Consider the following 17,138-nt stretch of genomic DNA (forward strand, 5'->3'; position numbering starts at 1 on the left):
AAGGGCGGCATGGCCGTCCTTGAATGACTGCAAACCAAGAACACAAACATGGAGTTGGGAACAATGAAAAAACTTGGCATTCTGGCCGGCGTCGCCGGTCTTGCGCTGACCGCGGTGCTCGCTGCCTCGAACATCGGATCGGCCGACGACAGCAAGCTCGAGCAGTTGAAGGCGCAAGGCTTCGCCCGCCTCGCCATCGCCAACGAGCCACCCTACACGGCGGTCGCCGCCGACGGCAAGGTTTCGGGCGCCGCGCCCGACGTGGCGCGGGAAATCTTCAAGCGGCTGGGCGTCGCCGATGTCGCCGCCTCGATCTCGGAATATGGCGCCATGATCCCCGGCCTGCAGGCCGGCCGCTTCGACGTCGTCACTGCCGGCCTGTTCATGAAGCCGGAACGTTGTGCGGCGGTTGCCTATTCCGAGCCGGTGCTGTGCGACGCCGAGGCGATGCTGGTGAAGAAGGGCAATCCGAAGGGCTTCAAGGGCTATGAGGATGTCGCCAAGGACACCTCCGCCACCATCGGCGCGCCCGGCGGCGGCACCGAGGAGAAGCTCGCGCTCAACGCCGGCGTGCCGCGTGACCGCGTCATCGTCGTGCCCGACGGCCAGAGCGGGCTGAAGATGGTGCAGGACGGCCGCATCGACGCCTATTCGCTCCCCGTCCTGTCGATCAACGATCTGATGAAGAAGGCCAATGACCCGAACCTCGAAGTCATAGCACCCGTGCAGGGCGCGCCTGTCTATTGCGACGGCGCCGCCTTCAAGAAGGGCGACGAAGCACTGCGCGACGCCTTCGATGTCGAGCTCGCCAAGATGAAGAAGTCGGGCGAGTTCGCCAAGATCATCGAGCCCTACGGCTTCTCGGCTGCGGCGGCGATGTCGACGACGCGCGATAAGCTCTGCGCGGCGAAATAAGGCCTTTTCCCTTCTCCCGTCCACGGGGGAAGGGAGCCCGAAGGGCCGGATGACGGGCAGCGCGCATTTTTGCGAGCTGGGAGCCGCGCCTCATCCGCCTGCCCGTCCTTCGCGGCAGCTGTGCTGCGGCTAGGGAGGGTGAACCTGCATCTTCTCCTCGTGAGAGGGGAGAAGATGCTAGAACCAAACGTTGGAAGCCTCTGATAAATGACCCAATGGTCCGGCTATCTCGGCCTGATATTGCAGGGAGCGCTTGTCACCATCGAGCTGACGCTGATGGGGTCGGTGCTGGCCCTCGTCATGGCCTTCCTGGCCGGCATGGGGCGGCTGTCGCGCTTCTTCGCGCTGCGGGCGCTCGCCACCGCCTATATCGAATTCTTCCGCGGCACATCGATTTTCGTGCAGCTGTTCTGGGCCTATTTCGTGTTGCCTCTAGCGGGCGTCGAACTCACTCCGCTGCAAGCCGGCGTGCTGGCGCTGGGCCTCAATGTCGGCGCCTATGCGGCCGAAGTGGTGCGCGGCGCCATCCAGTCGGTCGGCGCCGAGCAATACGAAGCCTGCACGGCGCTCAATCTCGGCCGCTGGCAAGGCATGCGCCATGTCATCCTGCCCCAGGCGCTTCTGGTGATGCTGCCGACCTTCGGCAACAACGCCATCGAACTGCTCAAGGCGACATCCGTCGTCTCGCTGATTTCACTCGCCGATCTCACCTTCCAGGCGCAGGTGGTGCGTTCGCAGACCGGCAGCACGCTGATGCCGTTCACCACCATCCTGGTGATCTATTTCGTGCTCGCGCTCGTCATTTCATGGGGTGTGCGGTCGCTGGAGCGCCGCATGGCGCGCGGCCTCGACGGAGTGCGCGTCTGATGGATTGGGCCCTGTAATGGATTGGGACTGGGATTTCGTCCGGCAGATCCTGCCGACGCTGATCGAGGGGGTGAAGATCACCATCCTGGCGACGGTGCTCGGCTCGGTGCTGGCGGCAATCGTCGGGCTGGGCATCGCACTGGCCCGTCGCTCGCCGAACAAGATGATGTCGCGGACGGTCGGCTGGGCGGCCGAATTCATCCGCGGCACGCCGCTGCTGGTGCAGCTCTACTTCATCTTCTACGTGCTGCCCGATTTCGGCATCCTGCTGCCGCCGCTTGTGGCCGGCGTCATCGGGCTTGGGCTGCACTACGGCACCTATACGGCGGAGGTCTATCGCGCCGGCATCGAAAACGTGCCGCGCGGCCAGTGGGAGGCGGCCAAAGCCTGCAATCTCAGCGCTCGCCAGACCTGGACCCACATCGTCATACCGCAGGCGATCCCGCCGATGATCCCGGCGCTGGCCAATTATTTCATCGCCATGTTCAAGGAGACGCCGCTGCTGTCGGCGATCACCGTGCTGGAGCTGATGAACCAGGCCAAGAGCGTCGCCAACACCTATTACCGCTATGTCGAGCCGATGACGCTGGTCGGCGCCTTCTTCCTGATCATCAGCCTTTTCTCGGTTATGCTGCTGCGCTGGCTGGAACATCGCTACGGCAAGATCGAAAGGTAGTTCCCATGAAGCCGCTTCCCGAAATCAGGCTGATGCCGACAAGGCCCGCACTCGAGGCGCGCCCGTTGGAAAAGCGCGTCGGCCTGATCATCCTGGCCACCGACCACACCAGCGAGCCGGACTTCCGCCGCATGGTGGCGAGTGAGAGGATCGGCATCTATGTCGCCCGCATCCCCTATAAGAATCCGACCACACCGCAGAATCTGCGCAAGATGCAGCCCGAACTGACGGCAGGCGCGGCGCTGATCCTGCCGGACGAACCGCTCGATGCCATCTGCTACTCCTGCACGTCGGCCTCCGTGGTGATCGGCGACGCCGAGATCGAGGCGGCGATCCAGGCGGCCAAGCCTGGCGTGCCCGTGGTCACGCCGCCGATGGCGGGCGTGCGCGGACTGAGGGCTCTGGGCGCGAAGAGGATCAGCATTCTCACACCCTACACCGTCGAGACCAGCCGGCCGATGGCGGCCTATTTCGCCGAACGCGGCTTCGAGATCGCCAGCTTCACCTGTCTCGGATTCGAGGACGACCGCGAGATGGCGCGCATTGCGCCGGCGGCTCTCGTCGAGCTGGCGCGCGAGGCGACTGACCCGCAGGCCGAGGCGTTGTTCGTGTCCTGCACGGCGCTGCGCTCGGCGCTGGCGGTCGCCGCGATGGAACAGGCTATCGGCCGTCCGGTCGTCACCAGCAATCAGGCGAGCGCGTGGAATTGCCTGCGACTGTGTGGCGATGATGTGCCGCGTCCGGAGTTCGGGCGGCTGACGACCTTGCCGCTTGGACAGTAAGGTTATGTCCTGCATGCACGAGCGACCCATGACGCACGCCGTCGGCCTTTCAGACATCCGCGCCGCGCGCCAACGCATCACCGGCAAGGTCGAACCGACACCGGTCGTGCCGTCCGAGAGCCTGTCGGAGCGGCTCGGCTTTCCCGTTCACCTTAAGCTGGAACACCGCCAGACCACGGGCAGCTTTAAGCTGCGTGGCGCCTCGAACGCCATTGCTTCGCTCAATGCCGAGCAGCGGGCACGCGGTGTCGTCGCGGCCTCGACCGGCAATCACGGCCGCGCACTCGCCCATGCCGCCAGGCTCGAAGGCATGCGCGCGGTGATCTGCATGTCGCGGCTGGTGCCTCGGAACAAGCTCGATGCCATCCGCCGCCTCGGCGCGGAAATCCGCATTGTCGGCGACAGCCAGGACGACGCGCAACAGGAGGTCGAGCGGCTGGTGGCGCAAGAGGGTCTGGTGATGCTGCCACCCTTCGACCATCCCGACATCATCGCCGGGCAGGGCACGCTCGGGCTGGAGATCATGGAGCAGGTTCCTGACGCCGCTCTGGTGCTGGTGCAGCTCTCCGGCGGCGGGTTGGCCTCCGGGATTGCCGCAGCGGTCAAGGGCGTCAGGCCGAGCACAAAGGTCGTCGGCATCTCGATGGCGCGCGGTGCGGCGATGAAAGCCAGCCTCGATGCGGGGCGCCCGGTGCAAGTGGAGGAACTGCCGACGCTGGCGGATTCGCTCGGCGGCGGCATCGGCCTCGACAACCGGCTGACCTTTTCCATGTGCCGAGACCTGCTCGACGACGTCGTGCTGCTTTCCGAAGAAGAGATCGCCACCGGCATCCGCCATGCCTATGAACAGGAGCGCGAGATCGTCGAGGGCGCCGGCGCGGTCGGTATCGCTGCGCTCGTCGCCGGCAAGGTGAAGCCAAACGGACCGGTGGTCGTTCTGCTTTCCGGTCGCAATATCGATATGAGCCTGCACAGAAAGATCGTTTGCGGCGAAGTCGTTGCGGAGCGCGCCTGATGAGCCGGATGACCATCCTTACCGAGAAACAATTACGCGAAATCGTAGCTCTCGATCTCAACGCCGTCGCCTGTGTCGAGAACGCCTTCCGGGCGCTCGCTACCCTGCCGGTGGCGATGCCGCCGATCCTGCGGCTCGACATTCCCGAGCGTCGCGGCGAGGTCGACGTGAAGACCGCCTATGTGCCCGGCATCGACGGCTTCGCCATCAAGATCAGCCCCGGCTTCTTCGACAATCCCAAGCTCGGCCTGCCCAGCGTCAACGGCATGATGGTGCTGCTGTCGGCAAAGACCGGTCTCGTCGAGGCGCTGCTGCTCGACAATGGCTATCTCACCGACGTCCGCACCGCCGCAGCCGGAGCGGTCGCGGCAAAACATCTGTCGCGGCCGGATTCGTCCGTTGCCGCGATCTTCGGCGCCGGTGTGCAGGCCGGATTGCAGCTCGAGGCGCTGCGCCTGGTGCGACCGATCGAAGAAGCTCGCATCTGGGCGCGCGACGCGGCCAAGGCGCAAGCCGCGGCCGGCGCCTTGAGCGAAAGACTGGGCATCGTGGTGCGCGCAGAACCGGATGCGGCCAAGGCGGTCGCCGGCGCCGACATCATCGTCACCACCACGCCCTCGACCGAACCATTGATCAAGGCCGGCTTCGTCTCGGCCGGCCAGCACATCACCGCCATGGGCTCGGATGCCGAGCACAAGAACGAGATCGCGCCGGCAATCCTGCGCATGGCCGATCTCTATGTCGCCGACAGCGCAAGGCAGACGCGCCGGCTCGGCGAATTGCACCATGCCATCTCCGCCGGCGTGATCGCGGCGGAGGCGGAGGTGACCGAACTCGGCCAGATCATCGCCGGCGAACGCCATGGCCGGCGCGCGGCGGACGACATCACCATCGCCGACCTGACCGGCACCGGCGTGCAGGACACGGCGATCGCCACGCTCGCCCGCGACCGGGCCCGGACTGCGAAAGCCGGAACCATTTTTGAAAGTTGATGCTGGCCGCAAGAGCATGATCCGGAAAAGTGGGAACCGGTTTTTCGAGGATATCATGCTCAAACAAAAAATCACCTGGAGCCAGATTCAACGGAAGTCGAAGCGGGTTCCAGGGCCTAACAAACGAGGACCAACAAAATGCAACCGAACTTGAAATTCTCGCGAAGCGAATATGCGGATCGCCTCGCCAAGACGCGGAAAGCCATGGCCGTGAAAGGCGTCGATCTGCTTATTGTCAGCGACCCCTCCAACATGGCCTGGCTCACCGGCTATGACGGCTGGTCCTTTTATGTGCATCAGGCGGTCATCGTGCCGCCGTCGGGCGAGCCGGTCTGGTATGGCCGCGGCCAGGACGCCAACGGCGCCAAGCGCACCGCCTATCTCGCGCATGACAACATCGTCGGCTATGCTGATCACTATGTGCAGTCGACCGAACGCCATCCGATGGATTTCCTGTCGAGCGTGCTTGCCGATCGCGGCTGGGGCAAGCTGACCGTCGGCGTCGAGATGGACAATTACTGGTTCTCGGCCGCCGCCTTCGCCTCTTTGCAGAAGCACCTGCCCAATGCCCGTTTCGTCGACGCCACCGCGCTGGTCAACTGGCAGCGCGCGGTGAAGAGCCCGACCGAGATCGACTATATGCGCAAGGCCGCCCGCATCGTCGAGGCGATGCACCAGCGCATCGTCGACAAGATAGAGGTCGGCATGCGCAAATGCGATCTCGTCGCCGAGATCTATGATGCCGGCACGCGCGGCGTCGACGGCATTGGCGGCGACTATCCAGCGATCGTGCCGCTGCTGCCGTCGGGCGCCGACGCCTCGGCGCCGCACCTGACCTGGGACGACAAGCCGATGAAGTCGGGCGAGGGCACGTTCTTCGAAATCGCCGGGTGCTACAACAGGTATCATTGCCCGCTGTCGCGAACAGTGTTCCTCGGCAAGCCGACACAGGAATTCCTCGATGCGGAGAAGGCGACGCTCGAAGGCATGGACGCGGGGCTCGCGGCAGCCAAGCCCGGCAACACGTGCGAAGACATCGCCAACGCCTTCTTCGCGGTGTTGAAGAAATATGGCATCGTCAAGGACAACCGCACCGGCTACCCGATCGGCCTTTCCTATCCGCCGGACTGGGGCGAACGCACGATGAGCCTGCGCCCCGGCGACCGCACCGAGCTGAAGCCCGGCATGACCTTCCATTTCATGACCGGCCTGTGGCTGGAGACGATGGGGCTGGAAATCACCGAATCCATCCTGATCACCGAGACGGGCGTCGAGTGCCTGGCCAATGTGCCGCGCAAGCTGGTGGTGAAGAATTGAAACCGATGTCCGACCTTCGCCCGTCGCCGGTCTCGCCGTCAGTCGATTTCGATCGCGACGGCGCCCAGCACGGTTTCCTGCGCCTGCCCTACAGCCGCGACGATTCGGCGTGGGGCTCGGTGATGATCCCGATCTGTGCCATCCGCAACGGCAAGGGGCCGACGGCCCTGCTGACCGGCGGCAATCATGGCGACGAGTATGAAGGGCCGCTGGCGCTCTATGATCTGGCGCGCACGCTTGATCCCGCCCAGGTCACCGGCACGGTCATCATCGTGCCGGCGATGAACTATCCCGCCTTCCGCGCCGGCACACGTACCTCGCCGATCGACAAGGGCAACATGAACCGCAGCTTTCCAGGCAGGCCAGACGGTACGGTGACGGAAAAGATCGCCGATTATTTCCAGCGGGAGCTGCTTCCCCGCGCGGATATCGTGTTCGACTTCCATTCCGGCGGCAAGACGCTGGACTTCGTACCGTTCTGCGCCGCCCATACGCTGCCGGACAAGGCCCTGGAACAAAGGGCGTTCGCGGCGGTCGAAGCCTTCGCGGCGCCGTTCTCGATGCGCATGATCGAGATCGATGCCGTCGGCATGTACGATACCGCCGCCGAGGACATGGGCAAGGTGTTCGTCACCACCGAGCTCGGCGGTGGGGGCACGTCCAGAGCCGAGACGGTGCGGATCGCCCGGCGCGGCATGCTCAACGTGCTGCGGCATGCCGGCATCGTCGCCGGTGCGGTCGAGACGACGCCAACCCAATGGCTCGACATGCCGTCCGGCGATTGCTTTGCCTTCGCCGAGGACGACGGCATGGTCGAGACGATGGTCGATCTCGGCGAGCCCGTCGAGAAGGGCGCGGTGCTGGCGCGCATCCATTCCACTGGCCGAACCGGCATCGCCCCCCAGGAGATCCGAGCAAAAATGTCGGGCATGTTGGCCGCGCGACATTTCCCCGGCCTGGTCAAGGCCGGCGACTGCGTCTCGGTGGTTGCCGCACTGGTCGATTGACGGAAGGCCCGGCCTGCACGGCAGGCAGGTTCGGGCCTGCCGTGCATTCTTCCACCCTGGATCCAGATAGCGGCCGGCGAGCCAGCCCGGCTGCGCTCACGGCTCCGGCCGGCGCGCCGCGGAGGCGCGTGCCTTGCCATTGCCTCAGACATCCAAAGCCACCCTCGTCGCAGAGGCAATGGCGCGACGACTTGTTCCGGCGCGAACTCGGGTATCAAAGAGTATGACTTTGCTGCCATACTCGCGACAAAGAGGGTGTCGGAATGCAACAAAAATGGGATTTCTGGATCGACCGCGGCGGCACGTTCACCGATGTCATCGGCCGTGATCCCGAGGGCGGCCTGCATCCGCGCAAGCTTCTGTCCGAAAATCTCGAGGCCTATGCCGACGCCGCCATCCAGGGCATTCGCGACCTTCTCGGCCTGCGCCCCGGCGAGCCTATCCCCGCCGGGCTGATAGGCGACGTAAAGATGGGCACAACGGTCGCCACCAATGCGCTGCTGGAGCGCAAGGGCGACCGCGTGCTTTTGCTCATCACCAAGGGATTTCGCGATGCGTTGAGGATCGCCTATCAGGCGCGCCCCGACATCTTCGCCAAGGAGATCATCCTCCCCGAACAGCTCTACGAGCGCGTCATCGAGGTCAACGAGCGCGTGCTTGCCGACGGCTGCGTCGAACGGCTGCTCGACATCGCTGCCTGTCGCCCGGCGATCGAACAGGCAAAGGCGGACGGTATCGACGCGGTCGCCATTGTCTTCATGCATGCGTGGAAATATCCCGAGCACGAAAAGGCCGTCGCAAAGGTCTGCCGCAAGCTCGGTTTCGGGCAGGTTTCGGTCAGCCACGAGGTATCGCCGTTGATCAAGCTGGTCGGCCGCGGCGACACCACCGTGGTCGACGCCTATCTGTCTCCGATCCTGTCGAGGTATGTGCAAAGGGTAGCGGGGGAGCTGGGCACGGCGCCAATCTCCCCCACCGGCGACGAGATCGGCCAATCGCCCCGCCTCATGTTCATGATGTCTTCTGGCGGGCTGACCGCCGCGGATCTGTTCCAGGGCAAGGATGCGCTGCTGTCTGGCCCGGCCGGTGGGGTCGTCGGCATGGTCGAGACCGCAAAGCTCGCCGGCTTCGAAAAGGTCATCGGTTTCGACATGGGCGGCACCTCCACCGATGTGGCCCATTATGACGGCGAGTATGAGCGCGCCTTCGATACAGAGGTCGCAGGCGTGCGCGTGCGCGCGCCGATGATGCGCATCCACACCGTGGCGGCCGGCGGCGGCTCGGTCCTGCACTACGAAGCAGGCCGCTTTCGCGCCGGCCCGGACTCCGCCGGCGCCAATCCAGGCCCCGCCGCCTACAGGCGCGGCGGCCCGCTCGCCGTCACCGACGCCAACGTCATGCTCGGCAAGCTGCAGCCGGATTTTTTCCCGACCATCTTCGGCCCCGGCCAGAACGAGCCGCTCGACGTGGAGACCGTTCGCCAGAAATTCAATGCGCTCGCCGCCGAAATCGGCGACGGCCGCTCGGCTGAAGCGGTCGCCGAAGGTTTCGTCACCATCGCGGTCGAAAACATGGCCAACGCGATCAAGAAGATCTCGGTGCAGCGCGGCTACGACGTCACCGAATATCTGCTGAACTGTTTTGGCGGCGCAGGCGGCCAGCACGCCTGCCTGGTCGCCGACGCTCTCGGCATGGAGGCGGTGCTGATCCATCCGTTTTCCGGCTTGCTGTCGGCCTACGGCATCGGCTTGTCCTCGGTCTTTGCCTCACGCCAGCAGGCCTTGCTTGCACCGCTGGCGGAAGAATCCAGGCCGGCGATCGAAGAGCTGATCACGGCCTTGCGAACCGCCGTCGTCGCGGAACTCGCCGCACAAGGCATCGCCGAGGACGCGGTCGCGGCCAGACCGGCGCTGCAGATCCGCTACGACGGCACCGACACCGCACTTCCGGTGCATTTCGAGCATGGCTCGATGCTGCGCGCGAGGGCCGATTTCGAGGCTGCCCACAAAGCGCGATTCGGTTTCGTCTATGAGGACAAGCCTATGATCGTCGAGGCGGTGAGCGTCGAGGGCATGGAGGCAGGCGGCGAGCAGGCTGCCGAAGCCTATGCTCCGGTGGGGCAGCCATCAAAAGCCAGGGCCGAGGAGGCCCGGCGGATCTACACGGAAGGAAAATGGCACGAAGCCGGCGTCTGCCGGCGCGAGGCATTGCGGCCGTCCGATCGGGTCGCCGGCCCCACACTGATCATCGAGCCCAACCAGACCATCGTCGTGGAGCCGGGCTGGCAGGCCGAGATCACGGCCAGGAACCATGTGCTGATGCGGCGCACCAGCAAGAAACGCCGGCAGGCAGCACTTGGCACCGAGGCCGATCCGGTGATGCTGGAAGTGTTCAACAATTTGTTCATGTCCATCGCCGAGCAGATGGGCGTGACGCTGCAGAACACCGCCTATTCCGTCAACATCAAGGAAAGGCTGGATTTCTCCTGCGCCGTCTTCGACCGAAATGGCGCGCTGGTCGCCAACGCGCCGCATATGCCGGTGCATCTTGGCTCGATGGATCGCTCGGTTGAAACCATCATCCGGCTCAATTCAGGCGACATCCATCCCGGCGATGTCTTTGCGCTCAACGCCCCCTATAATGGCGGCACGCATCTGCCTGATATTACTGTCGTGACGCCGGTGTTCGATGACCCCCAGCAGAAAATCCTCTTCTGGGTAGCCTCGCGCGGGCACCACGCGGATATCGGCGGCACCGCGCCGGGCTCGATGACGCCACTTGCCACCACGGTGGACGAGGAAGGCGTGTTGTTCGACAATTTCCGCATCGTCGATCGCGGAAAGTTCCGCGAAAATGAGCTGCGGGCGCTGCTCACCGATCACCGCTATCCCGCCCGCAATCCGCACCAGAATATCGCCGATCTCAAGGCGCAGCTCGCCGCCAACGAGAAGGGCGTGACGGAGCTGCGCAAGATGGTGGCGCATTTCGGGCTCGATGTCGTGGAGGCCTATATGGGCCATGTGCAGGACAATGCGGCCGAGAGCGTGCGGCGCGTGATCGAGCGGCTGCCGGATACATCGGCCTATGAATATCCCACCGACACCGGCCAGGTGATCAGGGTGAAAATATCGGTCGACCGGCAAAAGCGCGAGGCGACGGTCGACTTCACCGGCACGTCGCCGGTGATGAAAAACAATTTCAACGCGCCAGAGCCTGTCGCCCGGGCAGCGGTGCTTTATGCCTTCCGCGTCATGGTCGAGGACATGATCCCGATGAATGCCGGTTGCCTGAGGCCGATCAACATCATCATCCCCGACGGCTCGATGCTGAAACCCGCTTATCCCGCCGCCGTCGTCGCCGGCAATGTCGAGACCTCGCAGCACGTCACCAACGCGCTGTTCGGCGCCATGGGCGCCATGGCCAATGCGCAAGGCACCATGAACAATTTGACCTTCGGCAACAGCAAGTACCAGTATTACGAAACGATCTGTTCCGGTTCGCCCGCCGGCCAGATGAATTCCGGCCGCGGCTTTGCCGGCACTTCGGGCGTTCACACCCATATGACCAATTCGCGCCTCACCGACCCGGAAATACTGGAGCTGCGCTTTCCTGTGATGCTGGAGGATTTCCACATCCGCGAGGGCTCCGGCGGCAAGGGCAGGTGGAATGCCGGCGACGGCACGAAGCGCACCATCCGCTTCCTGGAGAAGATGGAATGCGCCATCCTCTCCTCGCATCGCAACCGTCCGCCGCAAGGGCTGGCCGGTGGTGGCGATGGCGAGGCCGGCTCGACCAAGGTGCGCCGCAAGGACGGCACGGTCGAGATGCTGAAAGCCTGCGACCAGACGGTGCTTCAGCCCGGCGACGCCGTCGTCGTGACGACGCCGACGCCCGGGGCGTTCGGGGGGCCGGAGCCAGGGCCGTCCCACGTTTGATAGAATCGCGCAACCGCTCTATCCGTTTTTCGAATTCGCATTTCCCTTGCCTTTCACACCGGGTCTTTCGCTATGCCAAGCAAATCCCCATTGAAGACACTGGCGCCCGATGGACTCGGGCCGACCGTCACCGTCGGTGAGATCCTGGTGGAGATCATGGCGACGAGCCGTGGCAACGGCTTCCTCGAGCCCATGGAGCTGACCGGACCCTATCCGAGCGGGGCACCGGCAATCTTCATCGACCAATGCGCCAGGCTTGGCGGGCGGGCCGGCATCATCGCCTGCGTCGGCAACGATGATTTCGGCAGGATCAACGTCGAGCGCCTGCGCCGGGACGGTGCGGATGTCTCGGCCATCGCCGTCAGTCCAGACTATCCGACGGGCAGCGCCTTCGTGCGCTACCGCGAGGACGGTTCGCGCGACTTCGTCTACAATATCGGCAAATCGGCCGCAGCGCTGGTCGGCTTGACTCCTGAGGCCAGGGCGCTGCTGGCGCGTTCGGGCCATCTGCACGTCATGGGCACCGCGCTCAGCATTCCCGCCATTTGGGAGGTGCTCGACCATGCCATCGATGCCGTCAAGGCGCGTGGCGGAAGCATCTCGCTCGATCCCAACCTCCGCAAGGAACTGCTCGGCCATGGCCAGACGCGCGAGCGCTTCGCGCGGCTTCTCGACATTGCGGATCTGATCCTGCCGTCGGGTGAGGAACTCCACACCGCTTCGGGCAACGACAATGAAGCCGACGCGCTCGTCTCGCTGTTTGCCCGCGGTGCCGGCGAGGTCGTCGTCAAGCGCGGCGCGCTCGGCGCGTCCCTGTTCGGCGCTGACGGCAGCCGCGTCGAGGCGCCCGGCTTCCTGGTCGAGGAGATCGATCCGACCGGCGCGGGCGACTGTTTCGGCGGCGCCTACATCGCCTGCCGCAGGCTCGGCATGCCTGCCGTGACCGCGCTCGATTATGCGAATGCGGCAGGGGCGCGCAACGTCACGCGGCAAGGTCCGATGGAAGGGGCCGGCACGCGTGCCGAACTCGATCTGTTCATTGCCAACACGCCGAGGCGACGCCCGTGACCGATCCATTGCTGAAACTTGCTACGTCCCGGCGTCAGGGGGTGGCGGAAGGCATCACCTCCGTCTGCTCGTCCCATCCGGTCGTGATCCGGGCCGCGGCGCGTGACGCCGTGCTGTTCTCCCGGCCGCTGCTGATCGAGGCAACCTGCAACCAGGTCAACCAGTTCGGCGGCTATACCGGCATGCAGCCCGCTGACTTCGTCGCGGCGGTGACCGCTATTGCCGGCTCCGAAGGCCTTGCGCCCGAGCGGGTCATCTTCGGCGGGGATCATCTCGGTCCCAATCCATGGCGAAAGGAAGATGCCGGCGCGGCGATGGCGAAGGCCGAGGACATGGTGTCCGCCTATGTCCGGGCCGGTTTCCGCAAGATCCATCTCGATGCCTCCATGGGATGTGCGGGCGAGCCGGCGGCGCTGGATGACGCTACGATTGCCAGGCGCGCCGCGCGCCTGGCGCGCAAGGCCGAGGACGTCGCCAGCGGCCCCGACCGGCCGCTTTACGTGATCGGCACCGAGGTTCCGCCGCCAGGCGGAGCGGATCATCTCATTGGCGAAATCAGCCCCACAAGCCTGTCCGCGGTCCGGCACACATTGGCGGTGCATCGGCAGGTCTTCCACGAGAACGGCCTCGCTGACGCCTTCTCGCGGGTCATCGCCGTGGTCGTGCAGCCGGGCGTGGAGTTCGGCAACGAGAACGTGGTCTTCTACGATCGCGCCAAGGCGCTGCATCTGCGCGCGCTGCTCGAACAGGAAGCCGGCCTGGTCTACGAGGCACATTCCACCGACTATCAGACGCAAGCGGCCCTGCGCGAACTGGTCGAGGACGGCTTTGCCATCCTCAAGGTGGGGCCGCAGCTGACCTTCGTCCTGCGCGAAGCGCTCTACGGGCTGGACCTGATCGCCTCCGATCTGTTGCCTGATTACGGCGCGCGCCCGCTTTATCAGACCATGGAAGCGCTGATGACGGCCGATGCCAAGGACTGGCACAGCCACTACCACGGCTCTGCGGCGCAACAGCGCGTGCAGCGGCACTATTCGCTGTCGGACCGCATACGTTACTACTGGAACCATCAGGAGGCGATGGACGCTGTCCAGCAATTGATGACCGCTTTGTCGGGCAAGGCCGTGCCGGCGACGCTGTTCCATCAGCATCTGCCCGCGCTCGACCGCTTTGCCGGACAGCCGCTCGATCCGGAGGCGGTGTTGGTGGCCGCGGTTCAGCAGGCGCTGGAGGGCTACCGCTTCGCCTGCGGCGGGTGAGGCGGCCGATAGCCAGGGGACGCAGTTCGGTCATTTCGACGGCTTGTCGGCTTCCTTGCTTGAGGTGTGCCTGCACCGGAGTAATAGTCGCGACGGAATGGCGAGGAGGAGGATATGACGCTGAACTTCGACCCGAGGGCGAAGGCCGCGACGCTCTATCATGGCGAATTCCGGCCGATGTTCATCGGCGGTAAGTGGGTCGCGGCGCAGTCCGGGCAGGAGATGCAGGCGCTCAACCCGGCGACGGGCGAATTGCTGGCGACGGTGCCGCGCGGAGGCGCCGCCGACGTCGAAGCGGCGGTGGCGGCCGCGCGCATCGCTTTCCAAGGTCCGTGGTCCGGATTTTCCCCTTACGAACGGCAGTGCGTGCTGCTCAGGATCGCAGATCTCTTCGAGAAGAACTGGGAAGAGCTCTGCGTCTCCGACACGCTCGACATGGGGCTGCCGATCACGCGCACGCTCGCCAACCGGCGCCGGGTCATCGGCATGCTGCGCTTCTATGCCGGCATGGCGACCGCGCTGCACGGCGAATCAATCGACAATTCGATCCCGGGCGAGATCGTCACCTTCACAAGACGCGAGCCGGTGGGCGTGGTTGGCGCCATTATTCCCTGGAACGCGCCGACCGCCGCCTCGATCTGGAAGATCGCGCCGGCGCTCGCCACCGGCTGTACCATCGTGCTGAAACCCTCCGAGGATGCATCGCTGACGCCGCTTTTGATCGCGCGGCTGATGCAGGAAGCCGGCGTTCCCGACGGCGTCGTCAACGTCGTCACCGGAACCGGGGCCGAAGCCGGCGCGCGGCTTGCCGAACATCCCGACGTCAACAAGACCGTCTTCACCGGCTCGACGCTCACCGGCCAGGCGATCGCCCGGGCGGGTGTTGCCAATCTAAAGCGCGTTTCACTCGAGCTCGGCGGCAAGTCGCCGCTCATCGTATGCCGCGACGCCGATATCGACAAGGCCGTTCCGATCGCGGCGATGGCCGTCTTCGTGCATTCGGGCCAGGTCTGCATCGCCGGTTCGCGGCTGTTCGTGGCACGCGAAATCCATAACGAGTTCGTGCGCCGGCTCGCTGACTTTGCCGGCAGGTTGCGCATCGGCCACGGCATCGAGGCCGAAACCGAAATAGGGCCGCTCATCAATGCGAGGCAGGCCGGCAAGGTCGAGGGTTACATCAAGGCCGGCAGCGAGGAGGGCGCGGAACTGGTCGCCGGGGGATCGCGGCTGACCGGCGACCTCTATGACGGCGGCAATTTCATCGCCCCAACCGTCTTCGGCGCGGTGTCCGACACGATGACCATCGCGCGCGAGGAGATTTTTGGACCGGTCATTTCCGCGATGCCGTTCGACACGCTCGACGAAGCCGTCGTCCGCGCCAATGCGACGCCCTATGGGCTGGCCGCCGGCATCTTCACCACCCATCTCGGCACGGCACACAAGCTCGCCCGCCGGGTCAAGGCGGGTTCCGTCTGGGTCAACATGTACCACGCCATCGACCCCGCCGTGCCGTTCGGCGGCATGAAGATGTCGGGCTACGGCCGCGAGGGCGGCGTTGAGCATCTGCACGAATATCTGGAGACCAAGTCGGTGTGGATCCAGACCGACTGAGGTTTTTGTCGGTTGTCAGGCGAGCCGGCCTGCGCCGCCGGTTCTCAGGCTGCCGCTCATGCACGCCGGCTGCAAATCAACCGGCGACCGTTCTCAGGAACTTTTCTTTATCCGGCGATTTTTGGGTATAAGATGAACTCCGGTTGGCTAGGAAGGTGTTGTCGATGACGACGAAACGCTTTGCGATCTGCGCTCTCGCCCTTGTGATGGGCTGCGGCATCGTCTCTTCGGCGTCCGCCGGGGCCAGGCACCGCCACCACCAAGGCGAACCCGAACGCTATGTTCCCGCTGACGGCGATATTATCGACATACTGTTCGGCGGCCCGCGCTACTATGACCGGCAGCTTGTCACGACGGCCGCCGGCGCCTGCTCCTACCACCGGGTGGGGCCGGATGCGAATGCGTTGAACAAGATCAACGACCACCATTGCGGAAAGTAGGCGGCGGACCTTGGCGATCGTCGCGTCAGGTCTGCCATACACGCGTGCCATGCGGGCGCAAACGAGTGCCGCCTATTTCGCGGCAACCGGATCATGGCGAACTCAGCAGTGAAAAGTGCTCGATTTCAACGGGTTGCGGCAGGATTCGCCAGTTCGGCGCGAATCTCCGCATCGTGTTCGCCGCGTGCCGGGCTTTTCGCCGGTGTCCGCTCCGTTCTTCCGGAGAAACGCGGGGCGGCGGCCGCCTGAAGGGCGCCGTCCACCGTCAGCCAGGAGCCGCGTGCGGCCATGTGCGGATGCAGCGCCGCCTCATGCGGGCTGAGCACAGGCCCGACGCAGGCATCCGTTCCTTCGAACAATTTCATCCACTCGTCTCGGGATTTTTCGGCAAAGATCGCTTCCAGCCGGCTGCCGAGCTCAGGCCAGAGGTCGCGGTCGAACTGAGCGGCGAACTGCGGATCGCCGCCCAGGCCAAGCCTGCCGAGGAACAGCGCATAGAATTTCGGCTCGACGCACTGGACGCTGATGAAGCCGCCATCTGACGTACGGTAGACGCGGCACCAATGCGGTCCGTCCAGAAGGCTCCGGCCACGCTCGGCGGCAAGCGCGCCGGATTGTGCGAGCGACATCAACAGGTTCATCATATGGGCCGAGCCGTCGACGATCGCCGCGTCGACGACCGTGCCTTCACCACCGGCGCGGGCGTTCATGACGGCGGCCAGCATGCCGATCACCAGATAGAGCGCGCCGCCGCCTATGTCGCCGACCAGCGTCGGCGGCGCCATTGGCGGCTCGCCCGGCAGGGAGGCATACCAGAGTGCGCCCGACACGCCGGTATAGTTCATGTCGTGGCCGGCGGTGCGGGCGAGCGGGCCTTCCTGCCCCCAGCCGGTCATGCGGCCATAGGCCAGGCGAGGGTTGGCGGCCAGACACACATCTGGACCAAGTCGGAGACGCTCCATCACGCCCGGCCGGAAGCCCTCGATCAGGCCGTCGGCGGTGGCGATCAGGCGCATCAGCACGGCAACGTCCTCGGCATTCCTGAGGTCGAGCGCGATAGAGCGCTTGCCGCGATCGAGCAGCGAGCGCTCGGGAAGGCCCGGCAGGGATGCATGCTTGCGGTGGACGACGATCACATCGGCGCCGAGATCGGCGAGCAGCATGCCGGCAAAGGGCGCCGGCCCCAACGCCTCGATCTCGACGATGCGGATTCCCCTGAGCATCCTACCCTCCACGGCATTCAAACTTTCGGTA

The 17,138-nt window shown here is 65.0% G+C and carries 14 protein-coding genes; 13 read left to right on the forward strand and 1 reads right to left on the reverse strand.

Going from position 1 to position 17,138, the window contains the following annotated elements; translation table 11 throughout:
* Nucleotides 1–63: 63 nt before the first annotated feature.
* The 13 genes from ehuB to LB551_RS01905 all read left to right on the forward strand — a co-directional run bounded on the left by ehuB (nucleotide 64) and on the right by LB551_RS01905 (nucleotide 15,884).
* Nucleotides 64–915: an ectoine/hydroxyectoine ABC transporter substrate-binding protein EhuB gene (gene ehuB / locus LB551_RS01845; protein ID WP_224657998.1), complete on the forward strand. Its 852-nt coding sequence runs from the start codon at nucleotides 64–66 to the stop codon at nucleotides 913–915.
* A gap of 207 nt (nucleotides 916–1,122) precedes the next feature.
* Nucleotides 1,123–1,782, forward strand: coding sequence for an ectoine/hydroxyectoine ABC transporter permease subunit EhuC (gene ehuC / locus LB551_RS01850; protein WP_140552065.1), 660 nt, complete (start codon nucleotides 1,123–1,125; stop codon nucleotides 1,780–1,782).
* A gap of 16 nt (nucleotides 1,783–1,798) precedes the next feature.
* Complete coding sequence (gene ehuD / locus LB551_RS01855) at nucleotides 1,799–2,458, forward strand: ectoine/hydroxyectoine ABC transporter permease subunit EhuD (RefSeq protein ID WP_140521357.1); 660 nt, start codon at nucleotides 1,799–1,801, stop codon at nucleotides 2,456–2,458.
* Nucleotides 2,459–2,463: 5 nt separating this feature from the next.
* Nucleotides 2,464–3,240 (forward strand): ectoine utilization protein EutA, encoded by a 777-nt coding sequence (gene eutA / locus LB551_RS01860; RefSeq protein ID WP_140552063.1) that lies wholly within the window; start codon nucleotides 2,464–2,466, stop codon nucleotides 3,238–3,240.
* Nucleotides 3,241–3,268: 28 nt separating this feature from the next.
* Nucleotides 3,269–4,255 carry a hydroxyectoine utilization dehydratase EutB gene (eutB, locus tag LB551_RS01865; protein WP_224657999.1) on the forward strand — a complete coding sequence of 329 codons (987 nt, stop codon included), beginning with the start codon at nucleotides 3,269–3,271 and terminating at the stop codon, nucleotides 4,253–4,255.
* Entirely contained in the window at nucleotides 4,255–5,247 is a 993-nt protein-coding gene (locus tag LB551_RS01870; RefSeq protein WP_224658000.1) for a cyclodeaminase, read from the forward strand. The genes eutB and LB551_RS01870 overlap by 1 nt, the downstream gene beginning before the upstream one ends.
* 138 nt (nucleotides 5,248–5,385) lie before the next feature.
* The gene (gene doeA / locus LB551_RS01875) at nucleotides 5,386–6,564 is read left to right on the forward strand and encodes an ectoine hydrolase DoeA (RefSeq protein WP_224624216.1); all 1,179 of its coding nucleotides are present in this window, start codon (nucleotides 5,386–5,388) and stop codon (nucleotides 6,562–6,564) included.
* A 5-nt stretch (nucleotides 6,565–6,569) separates the two neighbouring features.
* Nucleotides 6,570–7,571 carry a N(2)-acetyl-L-2,4-diaminobutanoate deacetylase DoeB gene (gene doeB / locus LB551_RS01880; protein WP_224658001.1) on the forward strand — a complete coding sequence of 334 codons (1,002 nt, stop codon included), beginning with the start codon at nucleotides 6,570–6,572 and terminating at the stop codon, nucleotides 7,569–7,571.
* 263 nt (nucleotides 7,572–7,834) lie between these two features.
* Nucleotides 7,835–11,506, forward strand: a complete 3,672-nt coding sequence (locus tag LB551_RS01885; RefSeq protein WP_224658002.1) for a hydantoinase B/oxoprolinase family protein — start codon at nucleotides 7,835–7,837, stop codon at nucleotides 11,504–11,506.
* Between the two features lie 72 nt (nucleotides 11,507–11,578).
* Nucleotides 11,579–12,574 (forward strand): sugar kinase, encoded by a 996-nt coding sequence (locus LB551_RS01890; RefSeq protein ID WP_224658003.1) that lies wholly within the window; start codon nucleotides 11,579–11,581, stop codon nucleotides 12,572–12,574.
* Nucleotides 12,571–13,833: a D-tagatose-bisphosphate aldolase, class II, non-catalytic subunit gene (locus LB551_RS01895; protein WP_224658004.1), complete on the forward strand. Its 1,263-nt coding sequence runs from the start codon at nucleotides 12,571–12,573 to the stop codon at nucleotides 13,831–13,833. The genes LB551_RS01890 and LB551_RS01895 overlap by 4 nt, the downstream gene beginning before the upstream one ends.
* Nucleotides 13,834–13,947: 114 nt before the next feature.
* Complete coding sequence (locus tag LB551_RS01900; RefSeq protein WP_224658005.1) at nucleotides 13,948–15,444, forward strand: aldehyde dehydrogenase family protein; 1,497 nt, start codon at nucleotides 13,948–13,950, stop codon at nucleotides 15,442–15,444.
* A 164-nt stretch (nucleotides 15,445–15,608) separates the two neighbouring features.
* Nucleotides 15,609–15,884, forward strand: a complete 276-nt coding sequence (locus tag LB551_RS01905; RefSeq protein WP_140517323.1) for a hypothetical protein — start codon at nucleotides 15,609–15,611, stop codon at nucleotides 15,882–15,884.
* Nucleotides 15,885–16,009: 125 nt separating this feature from the next.
* Here LB551_RS01905 and LB551_RS01910 read toward each other — a convergent pair whose 3' ends face one another.
* The gene (locus tag LB551_RS01910; protein WP_224658006.1) at nucleotides 16,010–17,107 is read right to left on the reverse strand and encodes a CaiB/BaiF CoA transferase family protein; all 1,098 of its coding nucleotides are present in this window, start codon (nucleotides 17,105–17,107) and stop codon (nucleotides 16,010–16,012) included.
* Between the last annotated feature and the right edge of the window lie 31 nt (nucleotides 17,108–17,138).

This window comes from Mesorhizobium sp. BR1-1-2, assembly GCF_020165435.1.
In the GTDB taxonomy this organism is placed as follows: domain Bacteria; phylum Pseudomonadota; class Alphaproteobacteria; order Rhizobiales; family Rhizobiaceae; genus Mesorhizobium.